The sequence below is a fragment of the Allobosea caraganae genome, from assembly GCF_003351345.1.
Classification (GTDB): domain Bacteria; phylum Pseudomonadota; class Alphaproteobacteria; order Rhizobiales; family Beijerinckiaceae; genus Allobosea; species Allobosea caraganae.
Genome location: NZ_QQTO01000001.1, coordinates 240,716 through 264,876 on the forward strand (window position 1 = coordinate 240,716; position 24,161 = coordinate 264,876).

General features: G+C 67.6%; 21 protein-coding genes. 9 read left to right on the top strand and 12 right to left on the bottom strand.

Features of this window, described 5'->3' with window-relative positions:
* Nucleotides 1-75 precede the first annotated feature (75 nt).
* The 4 genes from DWF00_RS01130 to DWF00_RS01145 form a co-directional block, all read right to left on the bottom strand.
* Nucleotides 76-861 (bottom strand): ABC transporter permease, encoded by a 786-nt coding sequence (locus tag DWF00_RS01130; protein ID WP_114828693.1) that lies wholly within the window; start codon nt 859-861, stop codon nt 76-78.
* Between the two features lie 28 nt (nt 862-889).
* Nucleotides 890-1,702: an IclR family transcriptional regulator gene (locus tag DWF00_RS01135; RefSeq protein ID WP_114828694.1), complete on the bottom strand. Its 813-nt coding sequence runs from the start codon at nt 1,700-1,702 to the stop codon at nt 890-892.
* 133 nt (nt 1,703-1,835) lie between these two features.
* Nucleotides 1,836-3,251, bottom strand: coding sequence for an amidase (locus DWF00_RS01140; protein WP_114828695.1), 1,416 nt, complete (start codon nt 3,249-3,251; stop codon nt 1,836-1,838).
* Between the two features lie 48 nt (nt 3,252-3,299).
* On the bottom strand, nt 3,300-4,400 hold the full coding sequence (locus tag DWF00_RS01145; protein ID WP_114828696.1) for a Gfo/Idh/MocA family protein: 1,101 nt from the start codon (nt 4,398-4,400) through the stop codon (nt 3,300-3,302).
* Nucleotides 4,401-4,669: 269 nt separating this feature from the next.
* Here DWF00_RS01145 and DWF00_RS01150 point away from each other — a divergent pair, with 269 nt between their 5' ends.
* The 6 genes from DWF00_RS01150 to DWF00_RS01175 all read left to right on the top strand — a co-directional run bounded on the left by DWF00_RS01150 (nt 4,670) and on the right by DWF00_RS01175 (nt 12,353).
* Nucleotides 4,670-5,587: an ABC transporter permease gene (locus DWF00_RS01150; protein ID WP_114828697.1), complete on the top strand. Its 918-nt coding sequence runs from the start codon at nt 4,670-4,672 to the stop codon at nt 5,585-5,587.
* On the top strand, nt 5,588-6,493 hold the full coding sequence (locus DWF00_RS01155) for an ABC transporter permease (RefSeq protein WP_114828698.1): 906 nt from the start codon (nt 5,588-5,590) through the stop codon (nt 6,491-6,493).
* Nucleotides 6,490-7,494, top strand: coding sequence for an ABC transporter ATP-binding protein (locus tag DWF00_RS01160; protein WP_245973691.1), 1,005 nt, complete (start codon nt 6,490-6,492; stop codon nt 7,492-7,494). The genes DWF00_RS01155 and DWF00_RS01160 overlap by 4 nt, the downstream gene beginning before the upstream one ends.
* Complete coding sequence (locus DWF00_RS01165; protein ID WP_210207875.1) at nt 7,491-8,324, top strand: ABC transporter ATP-binding protein; 834 nt, start codon at nt 7,491-7,493, stop codon at nt 8,322-8,324. Before DWF00_RS01160 ends, DWF00_RS01165 begins: the two co-directional genes overlap by 4 nt.
* Before the next feature lie 97 nt (nt 8,325-8,421).
* Nucleotides 8,422-9,948 carry an ABC transporter substrate-binding protein gene (locus DWF00_RS01170; protein WP_181832578.1) on the top strand — a complete coding sequence of 509 codons (1,527 nt, stop codon included), beginning with the start codon at nt 8,422-8,424 and terminating at the stop codon, nt 9,946-9,948.
* A 107-nt stretch (nt 9,949-10,055) separates the two neighbouring features.
* Nucleotides 10,056-12,353: a penicillin acylase family protein gene (locus tag DWF00_RS01175; protein ID WP_114828701.1), complete on the top strand. Its 2,298-nt coding sequence runs from the start codon at nt 10,056-10,058 to the stop codon at nt 12,351-12,353.
* 24 nt (nt 12,354-12,377) lie between these two features.
* Here the strand turns inward: DWF00_RS01175 and DWF00_RS01180 are convergent, their stop codons facing one another.
* From DWF00_RS01180 to hemC, 6 genes are all read right to left on the bottom strand, one after another.
* The gene (locus tag DWF00_RS01180) at nt 12,378-13,166 is read right to left on the bottom strand and encodes an amino acid ABC transporter ATP-binding protein (protein ID WP_114828702.1); all 789 of its coding nucleotides are present in this window, start codon (nt 13,164-13,166) and stop codon (nt 12,378-12,380) included.
* Between the two features lie 8 nt (nt 13,167-13,174).
* Nucleotides 13,175-13,840: an amino acid ABC transporter permease gene (locus DWF00_RS01185; RefSeq protein WP_114828703.1), complete on the bottom strand. Its 666-nt coding sequence runs from the start codon at nt 13,838-13,840 to the stop codon at nt 13,175-13,177.
* Nucleotides 13,837-14,478 carry an amino acid ABC transporter permease gene (locus DWF00_RS01190; protein WP_114828704.1) on the bottom strand — a complete coding sequence of 214 codons (642 nt, stop codon included), beginning with the start codon at nt 14,476-14,478 and terminating at the stop codon, nt 13,837-13,839. The genes DWF00_RS01185 and DWF00_RS01190 overlap by 4 nt, the downstream gene beginning before the upstream one ends.
* Nucleotides 14,479-14,522: 44 nt before the next feature.
* Nucleotides 14,523-15,338, bottom strand: coding sequence for a transporter substrate-binding domain-containing protein (locus DWF00_RS01195; RefSeq protein ID WP_114828705.1), 816 nt, complete (start codon nt 15,336-15,338; stop codon nt 14,523-14,525).
* Between the two features lie 54 nt (nt 15,339-15,392).
* Nucleotides 15,393-16,751, bottom strand: coding sequence for an LLM class flavin-dependent oxidoreductase (locus DWF00_RS01200; protein ID WP_114828706.1), 1,359 nt, complete (start codon nt 16,749-16,751; stop codon nt 15,393-15,395).
* An 84-nt stretch (nt 16,752-16,835) separates the two neighbouring features.
* Nucleotides 16,836-17,771, bottom strand: a complete 936-nt coding sequence (gene hemC / locus DWF00_RS01205) for a hydroxymethylbilane synthase (protein ID WP_114828707.1) — start codon at nt 17,769-17,771, stop codon at nt 16,836-16,838.
* 261 nt (nt 17,772-18,032) lie between these two features.
* Between hemC and DWF00_RS01210 the strand changes: the two genes are divergently transcribed.
* From DWF00_RS01210 to DWF00_RS01220, 3 genes are all read left to right on the top strand, one after another.
* Nucleotides 18,033-18,563: a flavin reductase family protein gene (locus tag DWF00_RS01210; protein ID WP_114828708.1), complete on the top strand. Its 531-nt coding sequence runs from the start codon at nt 18,033-18,035 to the stop codon at nt 18,561-18,563.
* A gap of 92 nt (nt 18,564-18,655) precedes the next feature.
* Nucleotides 18,656-19,438, top strand: a complete 783-nt coding sequence (hutC, locus tag DWF00_RS01215) for a histidine utilization repressor (RefSeq protein WP_114828709.1) — start codon at nt 18,656-18,658, stop codon at nt 19,436-19,438.
* A gap of 30 nt (nt 19,439-19,468) precedes the next feature.
* Nucleotides 19,469-20,806, top strand: a complete 1,338-nt coding sequence (locus tag DWF00_RS01220; RefSeq protein ID WP_114828710.1) for an LLM class flavin-dependent oxidoreductase — start codon at nt 19,469-19,471, stop codon at nt 20,804-20,806.
* A 195-nt stretch (nt 20,807-21,001) separates the two neighbouring features.
* Here the strand turns inward: DWF00_RS01220 and DWF00_RS01225 are convergent, their stop codons facing one another.
* Both DWF00_RS01225 and DWF00_RS01230 read right to left on the bottom strand, forming a co-directional pair.
* Entirely contained in the window at nt 21,002-22,384 is a 1,383-nt protein-coding gene (locus tag DWF00_RS01225) for an aldehyde dehydrogenase family protein (protein WP_114828711.1), read from the bottom strand.
* A gap of 26 nt (nt 22,385-22,410) precedes the next feature.
* Nucleotides 22,411-24,066, bottom strand: a complete 1,656-nt coding sequence (locus DWF00_RS01230; RefSeq protein WP_114828712.1) for an acetolactate synthase large subunit — start codon at nt 24,064-24,066, stop codon at nt 22,411-22,413.
* Nucleotides 24,067-24,161 lie beyond the last annotated feature (95 nt).

Sequence of the window (24,161 nt, forward strand, 5' to 3'; positions counted from 1 at the left end):
GAATGGTCTTGCCGATTCGATGATCTTGCCGGGCCTGATCTTCGTCAGGCTTGCTGTCGTCGGACTTGGTGTCCGTCAGGCTTGCTTGGTCTGCTCGGCCAGCGCGAAGACGTGCCAGGGCAGCAACAGGCGCTCCAAGAGTTCGATGAGGTAGTAGAAGGCGAGGCCGATCAGCCCGAGCACGATGATCGTGGCGAAGACCATCGAGGTCATCAGCTGGCCGTTATAGGTGACGATCAGGTAGCCGAGGCCATTGTCGGAGGCGACGAACTCGGCCACCACCGCGGCGGTCGAGGCCAGCGCGGCTGCGACCTTCAGCCCGGTGAAGATCGAGGGCAAGGCGCTGGGGAAGCGGATCTTCAGGAAGGTCCGCAGACCGCTCGCACCGGTCGAGCGCGCCAGCTCCATGATGCCGGGATCGACCGATTTGAAGCCGACGACGGCGTTGATCACGATCGGGAAGAAGGTCAGCAGGAAGACCAGCAGCACCTTCGGCATCATCCCGAAGCCGAACCAGATGATGAAGAGCGGCGCGATCGCGATCTTCGGCACGATCTGCAGGAAGACGATGCTCGGATAGACCGAGCGCTCGAAGAAGGGCGAATAGGCCAGCATCATCGCCAGCGGGATGCCGACGGCGACGCTGAGCAGGAAGCCGAGCACCATGTTGCCCGTCGTCAGCCAGGAGCTGCTGATGACGCGCGGCCAGTTCTTCGCCAGGTCGGCCGCGATCGTCGAGGGCGGCGGCAGCAGATAGGCGGCGACGCCGAGCGCGCGCACCGCCACCTCCCAGATCAGGAGGAAGGCCAGCGCCGTCAGCACGCCGACCATGAGGCTCATCAGCTTGCCAGACGATGTCATGTGCCGCTCGACGATGTCATGATCGCTCCTAGAGCCTCGATGTCCGGCCGACGCTGCCTTCGGTGCGGCGGCAATAGGGGGCGATGGCCGCCTTGCCGACGATCGCCGCGGCGGTGGCGTGCAGGGCCGGGGCGAATTCGCTGAGGCGCGCCTTGGTCCAGCGCGCCGTCGGCGCCACGATCGCGACGGCGCCGAGGAAGCGGCCGGTCGCCTGCTCGACGATCGGCACGGCGATGGCTGCGGTGCCGAGGTCGCCCTCGTCATAGGCCAGCGCAAATCCCTGCTTCTCGGAACGCGACAGGTCGAGCTCGAGCTCGCTCTCGGTCTGGATCGCGTTGGGGCCGCTCGCCGGCTTGCCGAGCAGGCCCTGCTCGCGCACCAGGCGCATCGCCTGCTCGCGCGGCATCCTGGTCAGGAAGATCTTGCCGACGGCCATGGTGTGCAGCACCACCGGGCGGCCGAGATTGGCGTCGAAGCGCAGGCCGGGCTTGGCGCCTTGCGACTCCGCCACGATCACCAGCCGGTCGCCGTCGAGCCAGGACAGCCGCACCAATTCGCCGGCATCAGCCGCCAGCTTGTCGAGCTCGGGCTGGCAGATGTCGAGGAAGCCGACATTGGCGAGGTGCCGGAAGCCGAGCAGCGCGATCTCCAGCGTCAGCGAGTAGACGCCGTTCGGGCCGGCCTGCCTGACGAGGCCGCGGTCGATCATGTCGCTGAGCAGCCGGTGCGCCGTCGGCTTCGACAGGTTCGACATCTGCGCGAGCTCGTTCAGCGCCACGCCGTCGGGCCTGGAGGCAATGGCCTCGATCAGATCGAAGATGCGGTCGATGGCGGAGCGCATTAAAAATCCGGAACGCTATTTCATTTTCTTAATATCGCTGGTTGATGCGGGAACGTCAAGCGTCGCCCGCTCCCATGGGGATCGGACGTTGCGGCGGCGTTTGGGCTGGTGGCTGTGAAGGCTCGGAAGAGCGCTAGCGCGGGTCGATCGGCCGCTTGAGCGCGGCGTCGAAGACCGGCTCCATGAAGGCGGCGTAGGCGAGTTGATCGAGTTCGCCGCGGGGCCGGGCGATGACCTGCATGCCGACCGGCAGGCCGCTCCTGGTGAAGCCGCAGGGCATCGAGAGTGCCGGCGCCGTGGTCAGCGTCACCGCATAGGCGATGGCGAGCCAGTCCATATAGGTCTCGAAGCGCTGGCCGTTGCACTCCTCGACATAGCGCAGCTCGTTCGGGAAGGGCGGCACGATCGCGGTCGGCGTCAGCAGCAGGTCGTACCCGTCGAAGAAGGCGATGGTCCGGCTGATCAGTTCGGCGCGCTGCGCCTCGGCCTTGAGCAGCTCGGGCATCGAGAGCTTCAACCCCTTCTCGACGTTCCAGATCATCTCCGGCTTGAGCAACTCGGGATAGTCGCGCAGCTTCGGACCGTGGCTGGCGGCGAAGAAATGCGCGCGCAGCACCTGGAACGCCTCGTGCGCTTCGGACAGGTCTGGATGCGCCTCCTCGACGATGACGCCCTCGCCACTGAGTTTCTCGGCCGCCGCCCGGCAGATCGCCGCCACCTCCGGATCGACCGGGGTGATGCCGAGATCGGCGCTGAACGCGACCTTGCGTGGCTTGCGCGGGTTTTGCGCGGCGGAGAGGAAGCTCTGCGGCAACAGCGGCAGCGAGAGCGGATCGCGGGCGTTCTCGCCGGAGAGTGCGTCGAGGAACAGCGCTGCGTCGGCGATGGTGCGCGCCATCGGCCCCTCCGCGCCGAGCAGGCTGTCGACGGTGACGCCGGGATCGCGGGCGACGCGGCCGGGGCTCGGGCGGAAGCCGACGACGCCGCAAAAGCTCGCCGGCGTGCGCAAGGAGCCGCCGAGGTCGTTGCCATGCGCGATCCAGGCCATGCCGGTGGCGAGCGAGACGGCAGCGCCGCCGGACGAACCCGACGCCGATTTGCTCCGGTCCCAGGGATTATGCGTCATCCCGAAGACCTCGTTGAAGGTGTGGCCGCCGGCGCCGAACTCCGGCACGGCCGATTTGCCGAAGACCACGCCGCCCTGGCCCTCGATCGTGTGGACGATGATGTTCGAGCGCGTCGGGATGTTGTTGGCGAAGATCGGCGAGCCGAAGCAGGTGCGGACGCCCTCGACCTCGGTCAGGTCCTTGATCGGCAGCGGCAGGCCCGCGAGGATGCCGCGCTCGGCCACGGGCCGCTCCATCAGCTTTTTGGCGCGGTCGCGGGCGCGCTTGAAGCACAGCGTCGGCAGCGCGTTGACCTTGGGCTCGACCTCGGCGATGCGCGCCTCGACCGCGTCGAGCAGTTCGAGCGGGCTGACCTCCTCCCGCTTCAGGGCCTCGACGGCGGCGCAGGCGGTGAGGTCGATCAGGTCTCGCGAGGCGGGCATGGCTTTGTCCGGTAGGTAGCGTCTTCTGGTGTTTCGCCGGGCGGGCGGTCAGGCCGGCAGCTCGATCAGCTTGCCCGTCCGGATGCTCTCGTCGGCGGCGAGCACGATGCGCATGCTGTCGACGGCCCGGCGCATGTGGTCCGACATGTCCCAGTCCTCGCGGATGGCGTCGAGCAGGTAGGTCTGCTTGCGCTCGGTCAGCTGGGCGTGGGTGAGCGCCTCGGCGATCTCGATGTCCTCGTCGCCATGGACGAGCGCGTTGTCCGGGCCGATCGTGGCGTGGTGCAGCCTTAGCGGCCGGATCTTCGAATGGGTGCTGATCTCGGAGGAGGTCGCCGAGGTCGCGCCTTGCGGCGTCGGCGGCACGTTCTCCGGAGAGATCACGCTGACCGAGCCCTTCGGCCCGATGATGTCCTTCACGATGAAGGCCGTCTGGCTCAGCATCGGCCCCCAGGCTGCCTCGTACCAGCCGACGGAGCCGTCGTCGAAGATCACCTGCAACTGGCCGTAATTGTACATGTCCGGAGCAATCTCGTCGCTGAGCCTGGCCCCGATCGCGTGCACGCGGATCGGCCGGGCGCCCGTCACCGCGCACATCGCATCGACATAGTGCACGCCGCAATCGACGATCGGCGAGGCCGATTCCATCAGGTCCTTGTGCCAGTTCCAGGCCGGCCCGATCGATTGCTGGTTCAGGTTCATGCGCATGACCAGCGGCTTGCCGAGCGTCTTGGCGATCTCCTGCAGCTTCACCCACATCGGGCTGTGCGGCGGCGAGAGGCCGACCAGCAGCTTCTTGTTGGTGCGCTTGGCCGCCGCGACCACGCTCTCCGCTTCGGCGACGGTCTGCGCGATCGGCTTCTCCAGGAAGACGTGCGCGCCGGCCTCGAAAGCGGCGATGGCGTATTCGGCGTGGGTGTTCGGCCAGGTGCAGACCGCGACCACGTCCGGCTTCACCGTGGCCAGCGCCTCGTAATAGTCGCTGAACCGGGGGATACCAGCCCATTCCGCCGGAAAATCGGTGCGCTTGGCGACGCTGCGAGCGCAGAGCCCGGCCAGCTCGTAGCCCTCGATCTGGTCATAGGCCTTCGCATGCGAGACGCCCATATGGCCGAGGCCGACGACGAGTACCCTGAGCTTCTCCGCCATGGTCCGAGCGCCTCCCCGACCGCCCTTCTATGCCTGCGCGGGCAATCTAGGCATGGCCCCTCCTATTTGTAAACTTTCCTGACGAATAGGGCGGCGCCCGGGCTCAATTCATCCCTGCCCGTGGCGCATGGCGGCCATCTTCGTCTGAATTTGCCGGAGTGCCCGGAAAGTTTGTCCGGCTTATTGACAAATGCGCTGGCCAGCCTGACGATTTGCCTGAGGTCGCCGACAGAGCGGAAATGCATTCCGCCCGGCGGGAGGGGAAGGCGTTGGTCAGGTACGTTGCCCGGCAATTCCTGTTGTCGCTCGCGGTGCTCATCGCCGTCTCCATCGTCGGCTTCGTCCTGCTGCGCGCCTCCGGCGACCTGGCGCAGCGCGTCGCCGGCGCCGAGGCGCAGGCCGCCGACGTCGCCCGCATCCGCCTCGCCTACGGGCTCGATAAGCCCCTGCCGGTGCAGTATCTCGAATGGGCGCAGCGCGCCGTGACCGGCGACCTCGGCCGCTCCCTGTTCTTTCCCGAGAACGTCTCGACGCTGATTGCCCAGCGCCTGCCGATCACGCTCGGCCTCGGCGCGCTCGGCCTCGGCGCGGCGCTGCTGATCGGCCTGCCGCTCGGGACCTTGTCCGCGCTCAAGCCCAACGGCTGGTTCGACCGCGTCGTGCTGACGGTCGCGGTGCTTGGGCAGGCCATGCCGCCCTTCTGGCTCGGCCTGCTGCTGATCATTCTCTTCGGCCTGAACCTCGGCTGGCTGCCGGTCTCCGGCTCGTCCGGCTGGCAGAACCTGGTGCTGCCCACGGCCGTGCTCGCCATCGCCACCATGCCGACGATCATGCGGCTGACCCGCTCCGGCATGATCGACCAGTTGCGCGCCGACTATGTCCGCACCGCCCGGGCCAAGGGATTGAAGCCGGTCTCGGTGATCGTGAAGCACGCCCTGCGCAACGCGCTGATCCCGGTCGTCGCCATCGCCGCCGTGCAGCTCGGTGCGCTCGTCGGCGGCTCGGTCGTGCTGGAGACGGTCTTCGGCATCCAGGGCCTCGGCTATCTCGCCTGGGAATCGATCAACCGCGCCGACTATCCCGTCGTCCAGGCGGTGGTCCTGGTGCTCGGCGGCTTCTACTGCCTGCTGACCTTCGTCAGCGACCTGCTCCACGCCTTCCTCGATCCGCGATTGAGGGAGCAGTAGATGGCGGTGACCGAGCTGTCCGCTTCAGGCGTCGAGGCCGATACGGCAAAAGCCGAGCGCGCCCACGCGATCCGCCGCTGGCTCGGCAATAGCGGCGTCGTCATCGGCGGCTCGCTCTTCATCCTCATCCTGCTGGCGACGCTGGTCGGCCCCTGGCTCGTCCAGCACGATCCGTTCGACCAGAGCCTGGTCAAGCGCCTGCGCCCGCCGGTCTGGAGCGGCGGCAGCTGGGAGTTCGTCTTCGGCACCGACCATCTCGGCCGGGACTACCTGGCGCGGCTGCTCTGGGGCGGGCGGCTCTCGCTGCTGATCGGCTTCTGCACCATCCTCGTCGCCGGCATCTTCGGCACCACGATCGGCATCTGCGCCGGCTATTTCGGCGGCCGGATCGATTTCGCCGTGCGCTTCTTCATCATGGTCCGGCTGGCCATGCCGGCCGTGCTGATCGCGCTCGCCATCGCCTTCATCGCCGGCCCCTCGCTCCACCTGCTCGTGATGGTGCTCGGCCTCTTGCTCTGGGACCGCTTCGCCGTGGTGGCCCGGGCGACGACGCTGCAACTGCGCAACAGCGAGTTCGTGGTCGCGGCCCGCGCCATGGGCTGCTCCAACCTGATGATCATCCGGCGCGACATCCTGCCGAACATCCTCAACCAGCTCATCGTCATCGCCACGGTCGAGCTGGCCAATGCGGTGCTGATCGCCGCCGCGCTCTCCTTCCTCGGCCTCGGCGTGCAGCCGCCTCTGCCCGATTGGGGCCTGATGATCGCCGAGGGCAAGCAGTACATCCTGTTCTCGCCCTACCTGATCACGCTGCCGGGCCTCGCCATGATGCTGCTCGTGCTCGCGGTCAACCTGCTGGGCGACGGCATCCGCGACGTCACCGACCCGGAGGCCAAAGGGCGATGACAGCTACGGAGATGAGCGAGAGCCAGCCCGTCCTCGCGGTTCGCGACATGCATGTGCGGCTGCCGCACCGCGCCGGCATCGTCCACGCCGTGCGCGGCGTCTCCTTCGACCTCCACCGCGGCGAGACCGTCTGCGTCGTCGGCGAGAGCGGCTGCGGCAAGTCGATGTCGGCGATGGCGATCCTCAACCTGCTGCCGCGCGGCGCCAGACGGGAAGCCGGCGCGATCTCCTTCCTTGGCGAGGACGTGCTGAACGCCGGCGAGCGCCGCATGTCCGAGCTTCGCGGCGACCGGATCGGCATGATCTTCCAGGAGCCGCTGACGGCGCTGAACCCGTCGCTGACCATCGGCGAGCAGCTGATGGAGGTCTTTCGCCGCCATCGCCCCAACCGCAAGGGCGAGGCGCGCGAGCGCGCCGTTGATATGCTGACCCAGGTCGGCATTCCCGACCCGCGCGAGCGCCTGAGCCAATACCCGCACCAGCTCTCGGGCGGGCTCAGGCAGCGCGTCGTCATCGCCATGGCGCTGATGTGCGAGCCGACCATGATCATCGCCGACGAGCCGACGACCGCGCTCGACGTCACCATCCAGGCGCAGATCCTGCGGCTGCTGATCGATCTCAAGGATCGCTTCGGCTTGGCGCTGCTGCTGATCACGCATGACCTCGCGGTCGCCTCGCGCGTCGCCGACCGGATCGTTGTGATGTATGCCGGCGAAGTGGTGGAGGAGGCCGAGACGGCCGCCTTCTTCGCCGCGCCGCGCCATCCCTATGCCCGCGGGCTGATGGGCTGCCTGCCCTCGGCGCAGGCGCATGGCAGCGGCGCGCCGCTCCAGATCATTCCCGGCACGGTGCCGAGCCTGATCGGCGAGATCAGCGGCTGCGCCTTCCGCGAGCGCTGCCCGGAGGCCGAGCCTGCCTGCCGGAGCGATGTCGCCCTGCGCGACCTCGGCGGACGCAGCGCGCGCTGCGTCCATGCGGGACTGGAGGAGGCCGTGGCATGAGCGCGAAACCTTCCGTCCTCAGCGTGCGGCACGTCAGCAAGACCTACCGGTTGACGGCCGGCATGATGGCGCCGGTGCGCCAGATCAACGCCGTCAACGACGTCTCGCTCGACCTCAGGGAAGGCGAGGTGCTCGGCCTGATCGGCGAGAGTGGCTGTGGCAAGTCGACCCTGTCGCGCCTGCTGCTCGGGCTGGAGGCGCCGAGCGCGGGCGACGTCTTCCTGAACGGCCGGCCGATCTCGTCGCTCTCGCGCAAGGAGATCGCGCGCGTGCTGCAACCGGTCTTCCAGGACCCCTATTCCTCGCTCAACCCGCGCGAGACGGTCGAGCAGGCGGTCTCGCGTCCGCTGCAGGTCCATGGCATCGGCGACCGCGCCGCGATCCGGCGCAAGGTCGCCGAGACGATCGACGCCGTCGGCCTGCCGCGCCGCGCGCTCGCGAGCTATCCGAGCCAGCTCTCCGGTGGCCAGCGCCAGCGCGTCGCGATCGCGCGGGCGCTGATCCTCGAGCCACGCATCCTGATCTGCGACGAGCCGACCTCGGCGCTCGACGTCTCCGTGCAGGCGCAGATCCTCAACCTGCTCAGCGAGCTGCGCCGCTCCGCCAACATCTCGCTCATCCTGATCAGCCACAACCTCCAGGTCGTGCAGTTCCTCGCCGACCGGGTGGCGGTGATGTATGTCGGCAAGATCATCGAGGAAGGGCCCGCCGCGCAGATCCTGCGCGCGCCCGCGCAGGCCTATACGCGCCGCCTCCTCGCCTCGGCTCTCGATATCGCGCCCGGCAAGGGCATCCCGTTGCTCGACAACGAGGTGGCCGCGGTCGCGTAGCGATCATTCAACCCATAGCGAGGACCGGACAAGCCGATCGATCGGGAGTGATGATCGGTACCACCGGCCCAAAACTTCTCAGAGGAGAGATGGCGTCATGAAAAGGTTCTTGTTGACCGCGGCAGCCGCCGCATTGGGCCTTGTCGGCCTCGGCGCGTCGCCGGGCCTGGCGAACAAGGCCGACGACACCTTGCGCATCGTCTGGAAGGAGGCGGTCCCCAACGTCGACCCGCACTACAACCAGCTGCGCTCCGGCATCACCATCGCCACGCTGGTGATGGACACGCTGGTGATGAAGGACCCGCGCACCGGCAAGTTCGAGCCGCTGCTCGCGACCTCCTGGGAGTGGAAGGACGACACCACCATCCGTTTCGTGCTGCGCCAGGGCGTGAAGTTCCATAATGGCGAGGCCTTCGACGCCGACGACGTCGTCTACACGCTGAACTATCTCGTCGACCCCAAGAACAAGATCCTGACGCCGAACAACAGCAGCTTCATCAAGCAGGCCGTGAAGGTCGACCAGTACACGGTCGACGTCCAGCTCAAGGCGCCGTTCCCGGCGGCGCTCGAATATTTCTCCGGCGCTCTGTTCATCTACCCGAACGAGTACCATGCCAAGGTCGGCCCCGAGGGCATGGCCAAGAACATGGTCGGCACCGGCCCCTACGTCATGAAGGAGATCAACGGCGTCAGCCGCTATTTCCTGACCCGCAACAAGGAGTATTTCGGCGGCATCAAGGGCCCGGCCTCGATCGGCAACATCGAGATCCGCCTCGTCAACGACGAGTCGACAGAGTTGCTCGAGCTGATGTCGGGCAAGGCCGACTGGATCTGGAAATTCAACGCCGACCAGGCGCCACTGCTCAACGCGCAGCCCAAGGTCCAGGCCGTGCTGTCTGAATCGATGCGGATCGGCTTCCTCAACCTCAACCTGGTCAGCGGTGACCCGGCGAGCAATCCGCTCGCCAACGTCAAGGTCCGGCAGGCCATGTCCTACGCGATCAACAAGAAGGACCTGGTCAAGTTCCTGGTCCAGGGCGAGGCGCGCGTCGTCGACACGCCCTGCTTCCCCGACCAGTTCGGCTGCAACGTCGATGCCGCCGTGAAGTACGAGTACAACCCGGAGAAGGCCAAGGCGCTGCTCGCTGAAGCCGGCTATCCCAACGGCTTCTCGACCAAGGTGGTCGGAGCCCGCAGCGCCCAATGGGTCGCGGCGGTGCAGGAGGACCTGAAGAAGGTCGGGATCAAGGTCGACGCCTCCGTGATCCAGGGCGCGACGCTGGTCGACCTCTTCGGCCAGGGCCAGATCCCGATCGGCTATTGGGATTGGGGCGGCTATTCGGTCATGGACGTCTCGGCGACGCTGCCGGTCTTCGTCGGCGGCCAGTCCTCCTCCGACAAGGTCGGCGACAAGGAAGTCGCCGAGATCGTCATGAAGGCCGGTTCCGAGATCGACCAGACCAAGCGCAAGGCGCTCTACGACCAGGCGATCAAGCTGATCACCGAGCGTGCGCTGATGATCCCGCTGCACTCCTTCGTCGTGCCCTACGCCTTCAGCAAGGAGCTCGACTTCAAGGCCTTCCCGGACGAGACCCCGCGCTTCTTCTGGGCGAGCTGGAAGTAGTGAGCTGAAGACCCGCCGGGCGGCCTGAATAAGGCCGCCCGGCAATGCCTTGTCAGCCGCGTTCCCCGCTGAAGCCAACCTCACATCGTCGTACGGAAACGCGGACCATGCCTGCTGCGACCATCCCAACCGAAATCCTCGCCCTTGCGGGGCTCGACGCGCCCGCGGAGATTCTGATCGACCGCTGGGGCGTGCCGCATATCTATGGCGCCACCCAGCACGATGCCTTCTTCCTGCAAGGGCTGGCCGTGGCGCGCGACCGGCTCTGGCAGATCGACATCTGGCGCAAGCGCGGCCTCGGCCTGCTCGCCGCCGATTATGGCGAGGCCTTTGCCGAGGCGGACCGCGCCGCGCGCCTCATGCTCTATCGCGGCGATATGGACGCTGAATGGGCCTGCTACGGCCCGAATGCGCGAGCCGCCGCCGAGGCTTTCGTCGCCGGCATCAACGCCCGGATCGCCATCCTCGAAGCGGAGCTGGACAGGCTGCCGGTTGAGTTCCTGCGCACCGGCACGCGGCCCTCGCGCTGGGCCGCCGAGGATTGCGTCCGGATCCGCAGCCACGGCCCGCTGTTCAATTTCGGCCGCGAGCTTGCCCGCGCCGACGTGGTCGAGCGTTTCGGCCTGAAGGCCGAGGCGGCGCGCAAGCGGCTGGAGCCGGACTGGACCCTCATCGCGCCCGAAGGCATCGCCACCGAACCGATTCCGTCGGAGGTGCGGACCATCTTCGCGCTCGCGACCGACCAGCCCGCCTTCGACGCTGCGAATATCGCTGCGCCGGAGACTGTCGGCGGCAGCAATAACTGGGCGGTGAGCGCCGCCCGCACCGAGACGGGCAGGCCGATCCTGGCGAGCGACCCGCACCGCCTGCTCATGCTGCCCTCGCTGCGCTACGTCTCGCATCTCAGCGCGCCGGGGCTCGACGTCATCGGCGCTGGCGAGCCCGGCGTTCCCGGCGTCGCGCTCGGCCATAACCGCACCAGCGCCTTCTGCTTCACGATCCATCCGGCCGACCAGGCCGACCTCTACGTCTACGAGCTGCATCCCGATGACTCGACGCGCTACCGCTACGGGGATGGCTGGGAGGGGATGCAGACCGTCTCCGAGACGATCGCGATCGCCGGCGGCGACGATCGGCCGGTCGAACTGTGCTGGACCCGCCATGGTCCGGTCCTGCATATCGACCAAGAGCGCCGGCGCGCCTATGCCCTGCGCTCGATCTGGTCGGAGCCCGGCTCCGCGCCCTATCTCAGCGCCCTGCGCTACCAGGCCGCCGAGAGCTGGGACGATTTCGTCGCGGCCCGCTCGCATTGGCTGACGCCGCCGGTGAACCACGTCTTCGCCAACATCCATGGCGAGATCGGCTGGATCATGTCCGGCTTCGTGCCGGTCAGGCCGAACTGGGACGGGCTGCACCCGGTCGCGGGCGACGGCAGCCATGAATGGGCCGGCTTCATGAAGCCGGAGGCGCATCCGCGCATCTACAATCCTGAGGCCGGCTGGGTCGCCACCGCCAACGAGATGAACCTGCCCGAGGGTTTCGACGTTGCGGCCCATAAGGTCGGCTTCGACTGGTGCGATTCCTCGCGCTATCGGGTCATCGCCGAGGAGCTGCGGCAGGAGAAGCAGCACGGCCTCGCCGACAGCCGCCGCCTGCAAACCAGCTTTGTCTCCGATCCTGCCCGCCGCCTGGTTGCGCTGCTGGGCGGGCTGTCATTCTCCGAAGCCGTCGTTGAACAGGCGCGGGCGTTGCTCGCCGGCTGGAATGGCGAGCTTGGCCGGGCCTCGGCTCCCGCCCTGCTCTTCGAAATCTGGTTCCGCAACCATCTCATCGAGGCCGTCAGCGAGCACCTGGCTCCCGGCGCCTTCGCCCATTTCGATGCGAACGACATCGCGGCCTACGACACGCTGCAACTCGTCGACCTTCTCGTCGTGCCGGATGAGCGACTTGATCAGCCGGCGCGCGACGCGCTGCTGGCGCGGACGCTTGTCGCGGCCTGGGGCGAGGCGATGAACCGGGCCGGGGACGACCCGACCAAATGGCAATGGGGCGACCTGCACCACGCAAAATTCGTCCATCCGCTCGCCGCCCTGCTCGGCGACGAGACCCTGAACACGCGCCGCATGGCCATGGGCGGCTCGGGCCTGACCCCGAACGCGGCCGACTACCGGCCGGACGACTTCGGGATGACGGTCGGCGCCTCCTTCCGCATGGTCCTCGACATCGGCGAATGGGATAACTGCGTCTTCGTCAACGCGCCGGGCCAGTCCGGCGATCCGCAGAGCCGGCATTATGACGACCACCTCGACGCCTGGAGCCGGCAGGCCTACCTGCCGCTGCTCTATAGCCGCGCCAAGGTAGAGGCGGCGGCTGTGCTGCGCATCGAGGTGACCCCGGGGATGTGAGCGAGTCCTCCCGGAGCCCGGTTCTCAGGCCAGCATGACCGCTTCGCGGTCGAGATAGGTGTCGAGGAACTGCGCCAGACGCGGGTGGCGCGGTTTTGCGAAAACCTCCTGCGGCGTGCCGTCGAGCACGACGCGGCCATGATCGAGGAAGACGACCTTGCTCGCGACCGAGGCGACGAAGCCGATCTCGTGCGAGACCACGATCATCGACATGCCCTGCTCCGCGAGCTTGCGCATCACGTTCAGCACCTCGCCGGTCAGCTCCGGGTCGAGCGAGGAGGTCGGCTCGTCGAACAGCATCAGCTTGGGTTCGAGCGCCAGCGCCCGCGCGATGGCGACGCGCTGCTGCTGGCCGCCGGACAATTGTGCCGGATAATAATCGCGGCGATGCGCCAGCCCGACCTCGTCGAGCTTCTGCCCGGCGATCTCGTTGGCCTGCGCCTTCGGCATGCGCCGCACCGTCTTCAGCGCCTCCGCGACATTGCCGAGCGCGGTCATATGCGGCCACAGGTTGAACTGCTGGAAGACCATGCCGATCTGGCCGCGGACCTCGCGGTTATGCGCGGTCGGCAGCTTGACCCGCTTGCCGTTCTCCAGGCTGAAGCCGAGCGGCCGCCCGCCGACCGAAATGATGCCGGCCGAGGGCTCCTCCAGCATGGCGATGCAGCGCAGCAGCGTGCTCTTGCCGGAGCCGGACGGGCCGATCAGGCAGGTGACCTGACCCGCGGGGATCGTCAGGTTGATCCGGTCGAGCACTCGGGTGGTGCCGAACTCCTTGTCGAGACCGTCGACCTGGGCGGCGGGAATGATCATCGGTGCTGTCACGCTGCGAACCTGTAGAGGGAGAGGCGCTGTTCGGCCGTGCGCCCGAGGCGCGCGCAGATCTCGACCAGCGCCCAGTAGCAGAGCGAGAGCAGGGTCAGCGCCTCGACGAAGGCGTAGGTCTCGGAGCCGATGCCGCTGATCACCGCCGTGAGCTCGGGCACGCCGATCACCGAGAGCACGGCGGTCTCCTTGATCAGGCCCACCGCGATATTGGTGCCGGCCGGCAGCACGAGGACCAGCATCTCCGGCAGCAGGATGCGCCTGAGGATCTGCATCTGGCTGAGCCCGACGCATTCGGCCGCCTCGATATGGCCGCGGGGCACGGCGCGGATGCCGGTGCGAAAGACCTCGCTCATGTAGCAGCCGCCGAAGAGCGAGAGCGCCAGCAGCCCGGCCGGCAGCCGCTCCAGCGTGAGCCCGATGAACGGCCCGCCGAAATAGAGCAGGAAGAGCTGGATCAGGAAGGGCGTGCCGCGGATCGCCTCGACCAGCAGGCGCAGCACCGTGTTGACGATGGCGCCGCCATGCAGCCTGATCACCGCGATGGCGAGCCCGATGACGATGGAGGCCACGAGCGCCACGATCCAGAGCCCGACCGTGGTGATCGCGGCCCAGCCGATCGCCGGCAGGTAGCTGAGGACGAGGGCGACGTCGAATCTCATGCCGTCCTCACGCTGAAGCGCCGCTCGGCCAAGCGGCCGCCATAGACCAGCACCATGTTCATCACGAGGTAGAGCGCGCCGGCCATCGCATAGAGCGGCAGGGGTTCGAGCGTGCTGGCGGCGAGGTCGCGCGCGGTCTTGGTCAGCTCGATCACGCCGACGACGGAGATCAGGGCCGAGGCGTGCAGGATCGCCACCGCCTCGTTCAGCAGCGCCGGGATCGCCAGCCGGAGCGCGATTGGCGCCTCGATCCGGCGGAAGCGCTGCCACGGCGTCATGCCGACGACATCGGCGGCCTCGACCAGTCCGTTCGGCACCGAGAGGAAGGCGCCGCGCAGGTTCTCGGCCTGGTAGGCCGCCGTGCACAGGGTCAGCGCGACGAGCGCTGCGGTGGCGCTGGAGACGTTGAGGCCGAGCACCGGAAGCAGATGATAGACCAGCAGCAGCTGGACCAGCAGCGGCACGCCGCGGAAGAAGCTGACATAGAGCCGGGCCACGCCTGCCGCCGCCCTGAAGCGCGACAGCGCGACGCCGCAGACGAACAGCCCGAGCGCGATGCCCGCGACGACGGCGAAGGCGCTGAACAGCGCCGTCGCCCCGGCGGCCTGGACGAGAAGGGTGAAGAGCTTCCAACTCATCGTCGATGCCGCGTCTCTATCCCGTCCCGGCGTCTATACGCTGCTCAGAGCGCCGGATCGGTGATGGCCGCCGGCGTCTCGAACTCGAGGCCGAACCACTTCTTCTGCAGCGCCGCCATCCGGCCATCGCCCTTCATCTTCATGATGGCGCCGTTGATGGCCTCGACCAAGCTGGCCGAGTTGGCGTCCTTGCGCAGGATGTAGCCGAAATAGACCTTGGTGCCGAAGGGCGGCATCACGACCTCGAAGGTATCCGGCCGGCGCTTGGCGGCGAAGGCCGCGTTCGGCAGCGATTGCGAGATGCCGACGACGCGGCCGGCCGCGAGATCGGCCATCGCCTCGTTCGAGCCGCCATATTCGCGCACGGTCGGGGCTGGCGAGAGCGTCGCGGCGAAGGTCTTGAGCTGGGCGAGCTGCGAGGAGGCGCGGCCGCCGCCGACGGTCTTGCCGGCGATGTCCTCGGGCTTCTGCACGGAATTGTCGCCCTTCTTCTTCAGCAGGGCGACGGTCGCCTCGGCGATCGGGGTCGAGAAGACGTAGCGCTCGAGCCGCGCCTTGGTGATGATCGCGGGGCCCGCGACCATGTCGAACTTGGAAGCTTCGAGGCCCGGCAGCACGCCGTCCCAGGGCAGGGCGACCCAGGTGATCTTGAGGCCGAGCTCCTTGCCGACTTCGGAGAAGAGGTCGACGTTGAGGCCGGTATGGTCGCCGGCGTCGATATAGTCGAAGGGCGCGAACTCGGTCTCGGTGCCGATCTTCAGCTCGCCTGCCTTCTTGGCGTCGGAGAGCACGTCGGCCTTCGCTGCCGCCATCCCGAGCGACAACGTGGCCGCCAGGGCCAGGATCAGTCTTGCGCGCATTGTCGGTACTCCCTCAGAAAGTTGAAAATCATCAGGCTTGAACGGGGGAACGGCTCAGGCGGAGGCCGCGAGCCTGGCGGCGGTGTAGCGGTTTTCCGGATGGCTCAGGCCGAGCTTGTCGCGCAATGTCGGGCCTTCGTACTCGCTGCGGAACAGGCCGCGGCGCTGCAATTCCGGGACCACGAGCTCGACGAAATCCTTCAGCGCGGCCGGCAGCGTCGGCAGCATCACCATGAAGCCGTCGGCCGCCTCGCCCAGGAACCATTCCTCCATGAAGTCGGCGACCTGTGTCGGCGTGCCCTTGATGCCGTTGCCGGTCTGCTTCTCCGCATAGAGCCTGACGAGCTCGCCGACCGTGTTGCCCTTGCTGACGAAATCGACCAGCACCTCGAACAGTGCCTTGGAGCCCTTGGGCTGTTTCGGCAGAAGCTCGACCGGGAAGGGCTTGTCGAGCGCCACGCCCGAAAGGTCGGTCTCGAGGAATTCCGACAGCGCCTGGAGCCCGACCTTCGGGTGCAGCCGGTCGACCATGTAGTCGATCTTGGCCTGCGCCTCGGCCTCGGTCGCGCCGACATTGACCATGATGCCGGGCATGACCTTGAGCCCGTCCGGCGAGCGGCCGAACCGTGCCATCCGCCCCTTCAGGTTGTCGTAGAACGCCTTGTTCTTGTCGAAGGTCGAGGTCAGGCTGAACACGACCTCGGCCGTCTCGGCAGCGAGTTCGAGCCCGGCCTCGGAGCCGCCGGCCTGCGCGATCACCGGCCGGCCCTGCGGCGAGGCGGCGATGTTGAGCGGGCCGCGGACTTGGAAGTGCTTGCCCTTGTGGTCGAGCGTGTGGAGCTTGTCGGCGTCGAGATAGAGCCCGGCCTCGCGGTCGAGCACGAGCGCGTCGCGCTCCCAGCCGTCCCAGAGCCCGAAGGCGACGTCGACGAACTCTCTGGCACGCTCGTAGCGCAGCGCATGCGGGTCGAGCCCCTCGCGGTTGAAGTTGTAGCCGGTCTCCTCATGATCGGAGGTGACGATGTTCCAGCAGGCCCGGCCGCCGCTGAGATGGTCGAGCGAGGCGAACATGCGGGCGACGTTGAAGGGCTCGGTGTAGCTGGTCGAGACGGTCGCCGCGAGGCCGATCTCCTTGGTCGCGATCGCCAGCGCCGAGAGCAGCGTCAGCGGTTCGAAGCGGTTCATCTTGTTCGGCAGCCGCTGCAGCGCCTCGACATGGCCGACGCCGGCAGCCGGCGAATCCGCCAGGAACATGAAGTCGAACTTGCCCCGCTCGGAGATCTCGGCGATCTCCAGCATATGGGCGAAGCTGTTGGCGCCGTTCACGTCGGAGCCGGGATGGCGCCAGCCGGCGGGGTTGTAGCCGAACGTGTAGACGAACGTTCCGAGCTTCATCTTGTCGTTGCGCGGCATGGTCTCATACCCATCGTTTTGTGTAGACGCTTTTTGTATAGACATAAGCAAGGCCTGTGCCAGTGAGGCAGCAGGCCCGGCGGCTCATTGCAGCAGGGAGGCGTAGAGATCGCCGGCAGCCTCGCGCAGCGCCTGCCCGGCGGCAAAGCCGATCGCGTGGGCATCCGCGGGGGCGCCTTCGCCCGTCGCGGACCAGCGCTTGAGCCCATCAGGCGTGAACAGCAGGCCGCTCAGGGACAGCCTGCCATGCTCGATCTCGGCGAGCGCCGCGACCGGCGTGCGGCAGGAGCCGTCGAGCGCCTCCAGCAGCGCGCGCTCGGCCTGGACGCGCTGCGTCGAGGTCACGCAGCGCAGCGGCGTCAGCAAGTCGATGAGCGCTGAATCGGCAGAGCGACATTCGATGCCGAGCGCGCCTTGCGCCACAGAGGGCAACATTTCGGCAGTCGAGATGATTTCTTGGGCAATCTCGGCCATGCCGAGCCGCCGCAGGCCGCAGAGCGCCAGCAGGGTCGCGTCGCATTCGCCCTCGCCGAGCTTGCGCAGGCGCGTATTGGCATTGCCCCGCAGCGGCGCGATGCGCAGGTCGGGCCGCATTTCGAGGATCTGCGCCGCGCGCCGCAACGACGAGGTGCCGACGCTGGAGCCCGCCGGCAGGTCGGCCAGCCGCTTGGCCTTGTGCGACAGGAAGGCCTCGCGCGGATCGTCGCGCGGCAGGATGCAGGCGATCTCCAGCCCGTCCGGCAGCCAGGTCTCGACATCCTTCATCGAATGCACGGCGAGGTCGATGCGGCCGTCGAGCAGCGCCTGCTCCAGCTCCTTGGTGAAGAGCCCCTTGCCGCCGATCGCCGAGAGCGGCCGGTCGAGCACGCGGTCGGCGATGGTGTTGATCACCACGATCTCGATCCGGCCGGGTTCCGTTAATTCGGGCCAGGCGGCCTTGAGGCGGTCGCGGACCAGATGCGTCTGCGCCAGCGCCATGTCGCTGCCGCGGGTGCCGATCCGGAGTCTGTCTGGAATCATGTCAGGCCTGTCATGCGCTCATGCCGGAAAAGCGGGGCGGCATGTAGCTTGCGTCGTTCGAGTCTCGGAGGCCGCAACACAGCTCCTCCCCCCGGAGATTGCCAGCGAACACGACGCCGCACCATGCACGCTGCCGCAGGTCGCGCCCGCCATATTGACTGGCATCGCCGATTTCCGTCAATATGTATAGACAAGTTCGACATGGCCGATCATGCTGGGCTGCAAGTCGGGCGGCGCGGCCGTCCGGGACGAGACCTATTGATGGCTAGCACGACATCGCTGATCCGCCTGGATCACCCGGCCACGGACACGAGGCTGTTGCGTGACGCCTTCTCCTGCTTCCCGAGCGGCGTGGTCGCGCTCGGCAGCGTCATCGACGGCGCGCCGGTCGGCATGGTCGCCAGCACCTTCGCCTGCGTCTCGCTGGCGCCGCCGCTGGTCTCGGTCTGCATCCAGCGCGTCTCCACCACCTGGGCGAAGCTGAAGCACGCCAGGCGGATCGGCGTCAGCTGCCTCTCGGCGGCGCAGGGCGAGGCCTGCCGCCAGCTCGCCGCGAAAACGGGCGACCGCTTCGCCGGTCTCGACTGGTCGCAGACCGAGGCTGGCGCCGTGCTGCTCGACGGCGCCACCGCGCTGTTCGATTGCCGCCTCTATCGCGAGATTCCGGCCGGAGACCATGAGATCATCCTGCTCGAGGTCTCGGCCATCCGGATGCACCCGGAACGGGAGCCGCTGGTCTTCCACGGCAGCACCTTCCGCGCGTTCGAGGCCCGCGACAGCGCTGCCGCGTGAACGCAGGGTGGAAGAATGGCCAATTGCCGGCGAGTGGCATCGTGGTGCAGGCAGGAACCGGCAGGGAACAAGGGACGTTGAGCGCAACCGACATGGCAGCTGCAAGGACGGCCTCAAAGTCGCTGCACGAGCGCATCCTGACCGAGCTGCGGCACCAGATCCTGTCGGGCGCATGGCCGCCGGGCCATCGCATCCCCTACGAACTCGACCTCTCCGCGCAGTATGGCTGCTCGCGCATGACCATGAACAAGGTCCTGACCGAGCTGGTCACAGCCGGGCTGATCGAGCGCCGCCGCCATGCCGGCAGCTTCGTCCGGCAGCCGAAATCGCAATCCGCGATCCTTGAGGTCAAGGACGTCGAGTCGGAGGTCTCTGAACTCGGCGTGCCGCATGGCTATGAGCTGCTGGCCCGGCACAAGCGGCGCAGCACGGCCGCTGACCGCAAGGCGCTTGGCCTCACGGAGGCCGCGCCGGTCCTCGAAGTGATCTGCCGGCATTTTGCCGCCAGCCGGCCCTTCTGCCTGGAGCAGCGCCTGATCAACCTCGTCGCAGTGCCTGAAGCCGCCGAGCAGAGCTTTTCGGTGATGGCGCCCGGCAGCTGGCTGGTGACGCGCGTGCCCTGGACCGAGGCCGAGCACCGGGTCCGCGCCGCCGGAGCCGATCCCGAGGCGGCCACGGCGCTGGAGATCACCGAGGGCGCCGCTTGCCTCGTCGTCGAGCGTCAGACCTGGAATGCCGCCAACCCGGTCACCTTCGCGCGCCTGACCTATCCGAGCGGCGCGCATGAGCTCGTCGCCCATTTCAAGCCGGCCCGGATGAAGGGCGAGGCGGTAACTCGCCCCACTGATGCCGCCCTGCCCGCGGCGGCCGGCTAATCGACCCCACGCTCACCGAGGAGACTACCCGTGTCGACCCCGCCCCGCACCGACAAGCTCAAGCTCGGCGCCTTCTTCCACCCGACCGGAAACCATGTCGCCGCCTGGCTCCATCCGCAGACGCAGATCGATGCCGGCACCAACTTCGCCCATTACGTCGAGATGGCGGGAATCGCCGAGCGCGGCAAGTTCGACCTGATGTTCCTGGCCGATGCAGTCGCCACCCGCGACGGCAATCTGGAGGCGCTGAGCCGCTGGCCGCAATACATGAACTTCCTCGATCCGCTGACGCTGCTCGCCGGCCTCACCGCCGTGACGACGCATCTCGGCCTCGTGGCGACAGCGACGACCAGCTACAACGAGCCCTACCAGATCGCGCGGCGCCTCGCCTCGTTCGACCACATGACCGGCGGCCGCGTCGGCTGGAACGTCGTCACCTCCGCCAACACCTCGGAGGCCTATAATTTCGGCCGCGACGAGCACTACGCCCATGGCGAGCGCTATGATCGGGCCGAGGAGTTCGTCGAGGTCGTGAAGGGCCTCTGGGACAGCTACGACGATGGCGCCTTCGTGCGCGACCGCGAAACCGGGCGCTACTTCAAGCCGGAGGCGCTGCACTTCCTCCGGCACCAGGGCGAGCACTTCAAGGTGCGCGGCCCGCTCCATATCGAGCGCTCGCCGCAAGGGCATCCGGTAATCGCGCAGGCCAGCGCCTCGGCTGTGGGCACCGAGCTTGCCGGCAGGATCGCCGAGATCGTCTTCACGCCGCTGCACAGCCTGGCCCAGGGCCAGCAGATCTACCAGCAGCTCAAGGACCTCGCGGTGAAGAACGGCCGCACGCCCGACGACATCAAGATCATGCCCGGCCTCAACGCCATCGTCGGCCGCACCGAGGCGGAGGCGCAGGAGAAGCACGCGGCGCTGCAGGCGTTGATCCATCCCGATGTCGGCCGCGAGCTGCTTCAGAACGCGCTGCGCGGCATGGACCTCTCGCCCTATCGCGACGACGAGCCCTTCCCGGACGAGGTCGTGGCCGGGTTGATCGCGCAGGACAGGCGCCGCTACGAGCACATGCTCGCCGGGAAGCCGACCGTGCGCGAAATCTACCAGAAATTCGCCGGCGCCCGCGGCCAGCGTACGCTGATCGGCTCGCCGACCCAGGTCGCCGACGACATCGAGTACTGGTTCGCCAACCGCGCCGTCGACGGCTTCCTGATCCAGCCGGCCGATGCGCCTGGCGGTCTCGACGATTTCGTCACGCTGGTCGTGCCTGAGCTCCAGCGCCGCGGCCTGTTCCGCACGGAGTACGAAGGCAGGACGCTGCGCGAGAACCTCGGCCTGCGCCGCCCGCCGAGCCGCTATGCTTAGCAACGCCGGGCGATCGGAGCATTCTGCCGTCCTGCGCGACTTGCCAGAATTAGGCTCCGTCATCCCGGACGGAGCGAAGCGGAGCTCCGGGATCCATCGTAAAACGCCGGAGCCTTACGATGGACCCCGGAGCGGCGCCGCAAACGCGGCTTGTCCGGGATGACGCGGAGAGGTTCCAGCGCCCACTCGGGCGCGTCAGCGTCGGCGCATCAGGATCATCTTCTCCTGCGTCATGTCGCGCATGGTGAAGGGGATGCCGCCGGTGCCGTAGCCGGATTCCTTGCGGCCGGCGAAGGGCATCCAGTCGGTGCGGAAGGTGGTCGGGTCGTTGATCATCACCGCGGAGGCGTCGAGCCGCTCGGCGGCGCGCAGGGCGATGTCGATGTCCTGCGCGAAGATGCTGGCCTGGAAGGCGACCGGCAGCGAATTCGCCTGCGCGATCGCGTCGTCGAGCTTGGAATAGCGGTAGACGCAGACCAGCGGCCCGAAGACCTCGAGCTGCGAGACCTTCGCGTCGGCCGCGGGATCGAGCAGCACGGTCGGCTCCAGCACCGTCTCGGAGAGGCGCTTGCCGCCTATCGCCTTTTTGGCGCCGCCCTTGACGGCCTCGTCGATCCAGCTCGCGACCCGGTCGGCCTCTTTCGGCAGGATCAGCGGGCCGACCTCGGTGTCCTTCAGCACGGGATCGCCGACGCGCAGCTTGGCGACGCGCGCCACCAGCCGCTCGGTGAAATCGGCGGCGATGTCCTGGTGCACGAAGATGCGCTGCGTCGACACGCAGACCTGGCCGGCATGGTAGTAGCCGCCCTTCACCACCGGCTCGACGATCTGGTCGAGATCGGCGCTGCGGTCGACGATCGCGGGCGCCGCGCCACCATGCTCCAGCGCCGAGCGCGCGCCATGGGCGAGCTTCGAGTGCAGGTACCAGCCGACCTTGGCCGAGCCGATGAAGCTCAGGAAGGCGACGCGCCGGTCGGTCGCGAGCGTCTCGGCCAGCTCGGTCGTCTCCGGAATGAAGAGCTGGCACCACGCCTCGGGCAGCCCGGCCTCGTGCACCAGCGCGACGAAGTCGCGGCAGCATAGCGGCGTCGTGCCGGCCGGCTTGATGATCACCGGGCAGCCGGTCGCGATAGCGGGCGCGACCTGGTGCACGATCAGGTTCAGCGGATGGTTGAAGGCCGAGATCGCGGCGACGATGCCGATCGGCTCCTTGGTGGTGAAGGCCCAGCGCCCCACCGCCGCCGGCGACAGCCCCATTGGAATCTCGCGGCCGGCGAAGTTGCGCAGCTCGTCGGCGGCATTGTGCACGCCGTCGATGGCGCGGGTCGTCTCGACGATCGCATCCGGCAGCGGCTTGCCGCCCTCGCGCGCGATCTGCATGGCGAAATGGTCGCGCTTGCCTTCCAGCAGTCCGGCGAGCTTGCGCAGGATCGCCATCCGCTCATGGGGTTTGAGCCAGCGGTCGCGGTCGCGAAAGACCTTCTCGGCGGCTTGCAGCTTGGCTTCGAGCGCGGCCGCATCGTCGGTCGCGATCTCCTCGATCGGCGCGCGATCGAATGCCTGCACGACTTGCAGCATGGAACTCTCCTTGAAAGGCTCTTCGGCTACGCCAACTCGACATCCGGCGAGCGGTTGCGCAGCTCCTCGACGAGCACGCGGGTATTCTCGGAATAGTCGATGGGAACGTCGACCAGATGCACGCCGCCGCCGGCGAAGGCGGCCTCCAGCGTCGGCAGCAGCTCCTCGACCTTCGTCACCCGCGAGCCCTTGGCGCCGTAGGCCTCGGCATAGCGGACGAAGTCGGGATTGCCGAAGGTCAGGCCGAAATCCGGAAACTTGTCGACCGCCTGCTTCCAGCGGATCATGCCGTAGGCGTTGTCGTTGAGAATGACGACGATGAGGTTGAGGCCCAGCCGGATCGCGGTTTCCATCTCCTGCGAATTCATCATGAAACCGCCATCGCCGCAGACCGCCATGACGCGGCGCTCAGGGTAGAGCATCGCCGCCATCATCGCCGAGGGCAGGCCGGCGCCCATCGTGGCCAGCGCATTGTCGAGCAGCAGCGTGTTGGCGACATGGGTGCGGTAGTTCCGCGCGAACCAGATCTTGTACATGCCGTTGTCGAGGCAGACGATGCCGTCTTCGGGCATCACCGCGCGCACGTCGTGGACGATGCGCTGCGGCGTCGGCGGGAAGCGGTCCTCCTCGGCGCGGTCGTTGATCCGGGTCAGGATCGTCTGGCGCAGGTCGAGCATCGCCACGTCCGGATCGAGCTTGCCGCCGAGCCGCTCGGCGAGCGCGGTCACGGTCGCGCCGATATCGCCGATCACCTCGGCATCGGGATGATAGACCTGCTCGACGCTGGCCGATTGGTAGCCGATATGGATCACCTTCGGCCCGCCCTGGCTCTTCATCAGGAAGGGCGGCTTCTCGATGGTGTCGTGGCCGATCGAGATGATCAGGTCGGCCCGGTCGACGGCTTCATGGACATAGTCGCGCTCGGACAGCGCCGCCGTGCCCATGTAGAGGTTCGAGCCGCCGGTGACGGCGCCCTTGCCCATCTGCGTGTTGAAGAAGGGCAGCCGCGTGCGCCGCACGAAGGCCGAGAGCGCCTCGACCAGGCGCGGCCGGTTGCCGGCGGCGCCGATCATCACCAGCGGCCGCTTGGCTGAAAGGATCATGTCTGCGGCACGGTCGAGCGCCGTTACCTGTGCAACGGGCCGCTCCAGCGGGTGGACCGGGATCACCGGCACGTCCTCGATCTCCTCGCCCGCGATATCCTCGGGCAGTTCGAGATGGACCGGGCCCGGCCGCTCCTCCATCGCGACGCGGAAGGCGTCTCGCACCATCGAGGGGATGCTGGCGGCGCTGACGATCTGCCGGGTCATCTTGGTCAGGGGCTTCATCGAGGCGACGACGTCGACGATCTGGAAGCGCGCCTGCTTGGCGGTCATGATCGCCTTCTGGCCGGTGATCAGGATCATCGGCATGGCGCCGAGATGGGCATAGGCCGCCCCGGTCGAGAAGTTCAGCGCGCCCGGCCCCAGCGTGGCGATGCAGACGCCAGGCTTGCCGGTCAGCCTGCCATGGGTCGCGGCCATGAAGGCGGCGGCCTGCTCGTGCCGCGTCAGCACCAGCTGGATGCTGGACTTGCGAAGCGACTCGACCACGTCGAGATTCTCCTCGCCGGGCACGCCGAAGATGCGGTCGACGCCCTCGTTCTCGAGCGCCGCAACCAGGAGGTCAGACCCCTTCTTCATCGCACGTCGCCTTTCCTAGGAGCATGTCTTGCCAGAGCATCAAGCTATGGTGCCGGGTCGCGCGGGAAAAGGATACCGCCAGGAGGGGCTGTCAT

Bases quoted from the DNA above. Each gene is read 5' to 3' on its own strand.
- hemC (WP_114828707.1), bottom strand. From the start codon at position 17,771: ATGATTCCAGACAGACTCCGGATCGGCACCCGCGGCAGCGACATGGCG.
- DWF00_RS01135 (WP_114828694.1), bottom strand. From the start codon at position 1,702: ATGCGCTCCGCCATCGACCGCATCTTCGATCTGATCGAGGCCATTGCC.
- hutC (WP_114828709.1), top strand. From the start codon at position 18,656: ATGGCAGCTGCAAGGACGGCCTCAAAGTCGCTGCACGAGCGCATCCTG.
- DWF00_RS01155 (WP_114828698.1), top strand. From the start codon at position 5,588: ATGGCGGTGACCGAGCTGTCCGCTTCAGGCGTCGAGGCCGATACGGCA.
- DWF00_RS01160 (WP_245973691.1), top strand. From the start codon at position 6,490: ATGACAGCTACGGAGATGAGCGAGAGCCAGCCCGTCCTCGCGGTTCGC.
- DWF00_RS01170 (WP_181832578.1), top strand. From the start codon at position 8,422: ATGAAAAGGTTCTTGTTGACCGCGGCAGCCGCCGCATTGGGCCTTGTC.
- DWF00_RS01175 (WP_114828701.1), top strand. From the start codon at position 10,056: ATGCCTGCTGCGACCATCCCAACCGAAATCCTCGCCCTTGCGGGGCTC.
- DWF00_RS01180 (WP_114828702.1), bottom strand. From the start codon at position 13,166: ATGATCATTCCCGCCGCCCAGGTCGACGGTCTCGACAAGGAGTTCGGC.
- DWF00_RS01145 (WP_114828696.1), bottom strand. From the start codon at position 4,400: ATGGCGGAGAAGCTCAGGGTACTCGTCGTCGGCCTCGGCCATATGGGC.
- DWF00_RS01195 (WP_114828705.1), bottom strand. From the start codon at position 15,338: ATGCGCGCAAGACTGATCCTGGCCCTGGCGGCCACGTTGTCGCTCGGG.
- DWF00_RS01165 (WP_210207875.1), top strand. From the start codon at position 7,491: ATGAGCGCGAAACCTTCCGTCCTCAGCGTGCGGCACGTCAGCAAGACC.
- DWF00_RS01225 (WP_114828711.1), bottom strand. From the start codon at position 22,384: ATGCTGCAAGTCGTGCAGGCATTCGATCGCGCGCCGATCGAGGAGATC.
- DWF00_RS01140 (WP_114828695.1), bottom strand. From the start codon at position 3,251: ATGCCCGCCTCGCGAGACCTGATCGACCTCACCGCCTGCGCCGCCGTC.
- DWF00_RS01130 (WP_114828693.1), bottom strand. From the start codon at position 861: ATGACATCGTCTGGCAAGCTGATGAGCCTCATGGTCGGCGTGCTGACG.
- DWF00_RS01210 (WP_114828708.1), top strand. From the start codon at position 18,033: ATGGCTAGCACGACATCGCTGATCCGCCTGGATCACCCGGCCACGGAC.
- DWF00_RS01230 (WP_114828712.1), bottom strand. From the start codon at position 24,066: ATGAAGAAGGGGTCTGACCTCCTGGTTGCGGCGCTCGAGAACGAGGGC.
- DWF00_RS01200 (WP_114828706.1), bottom strand. From the start codon at position 16,751: ATGCCGCGCAACGACAAGATGAAGCTCGGAACGTTCGTCTACACGTTC.
- DWF00_RS01190 (WP_114828704.1), bottom strand. From the start codon at position 14,478: ATGAGTTGGAAGCTCTTCACCCTTCTCGTCCAGGCCGCCGGGGCGACG.
- DWF00_RS01185 (WP_114828703.1), bottom strand. From the start codon at position 13,840: ATGAGATTCGACGTCGCCCTCGTCCTCAGCTACCTGCCGGCGATCGGC.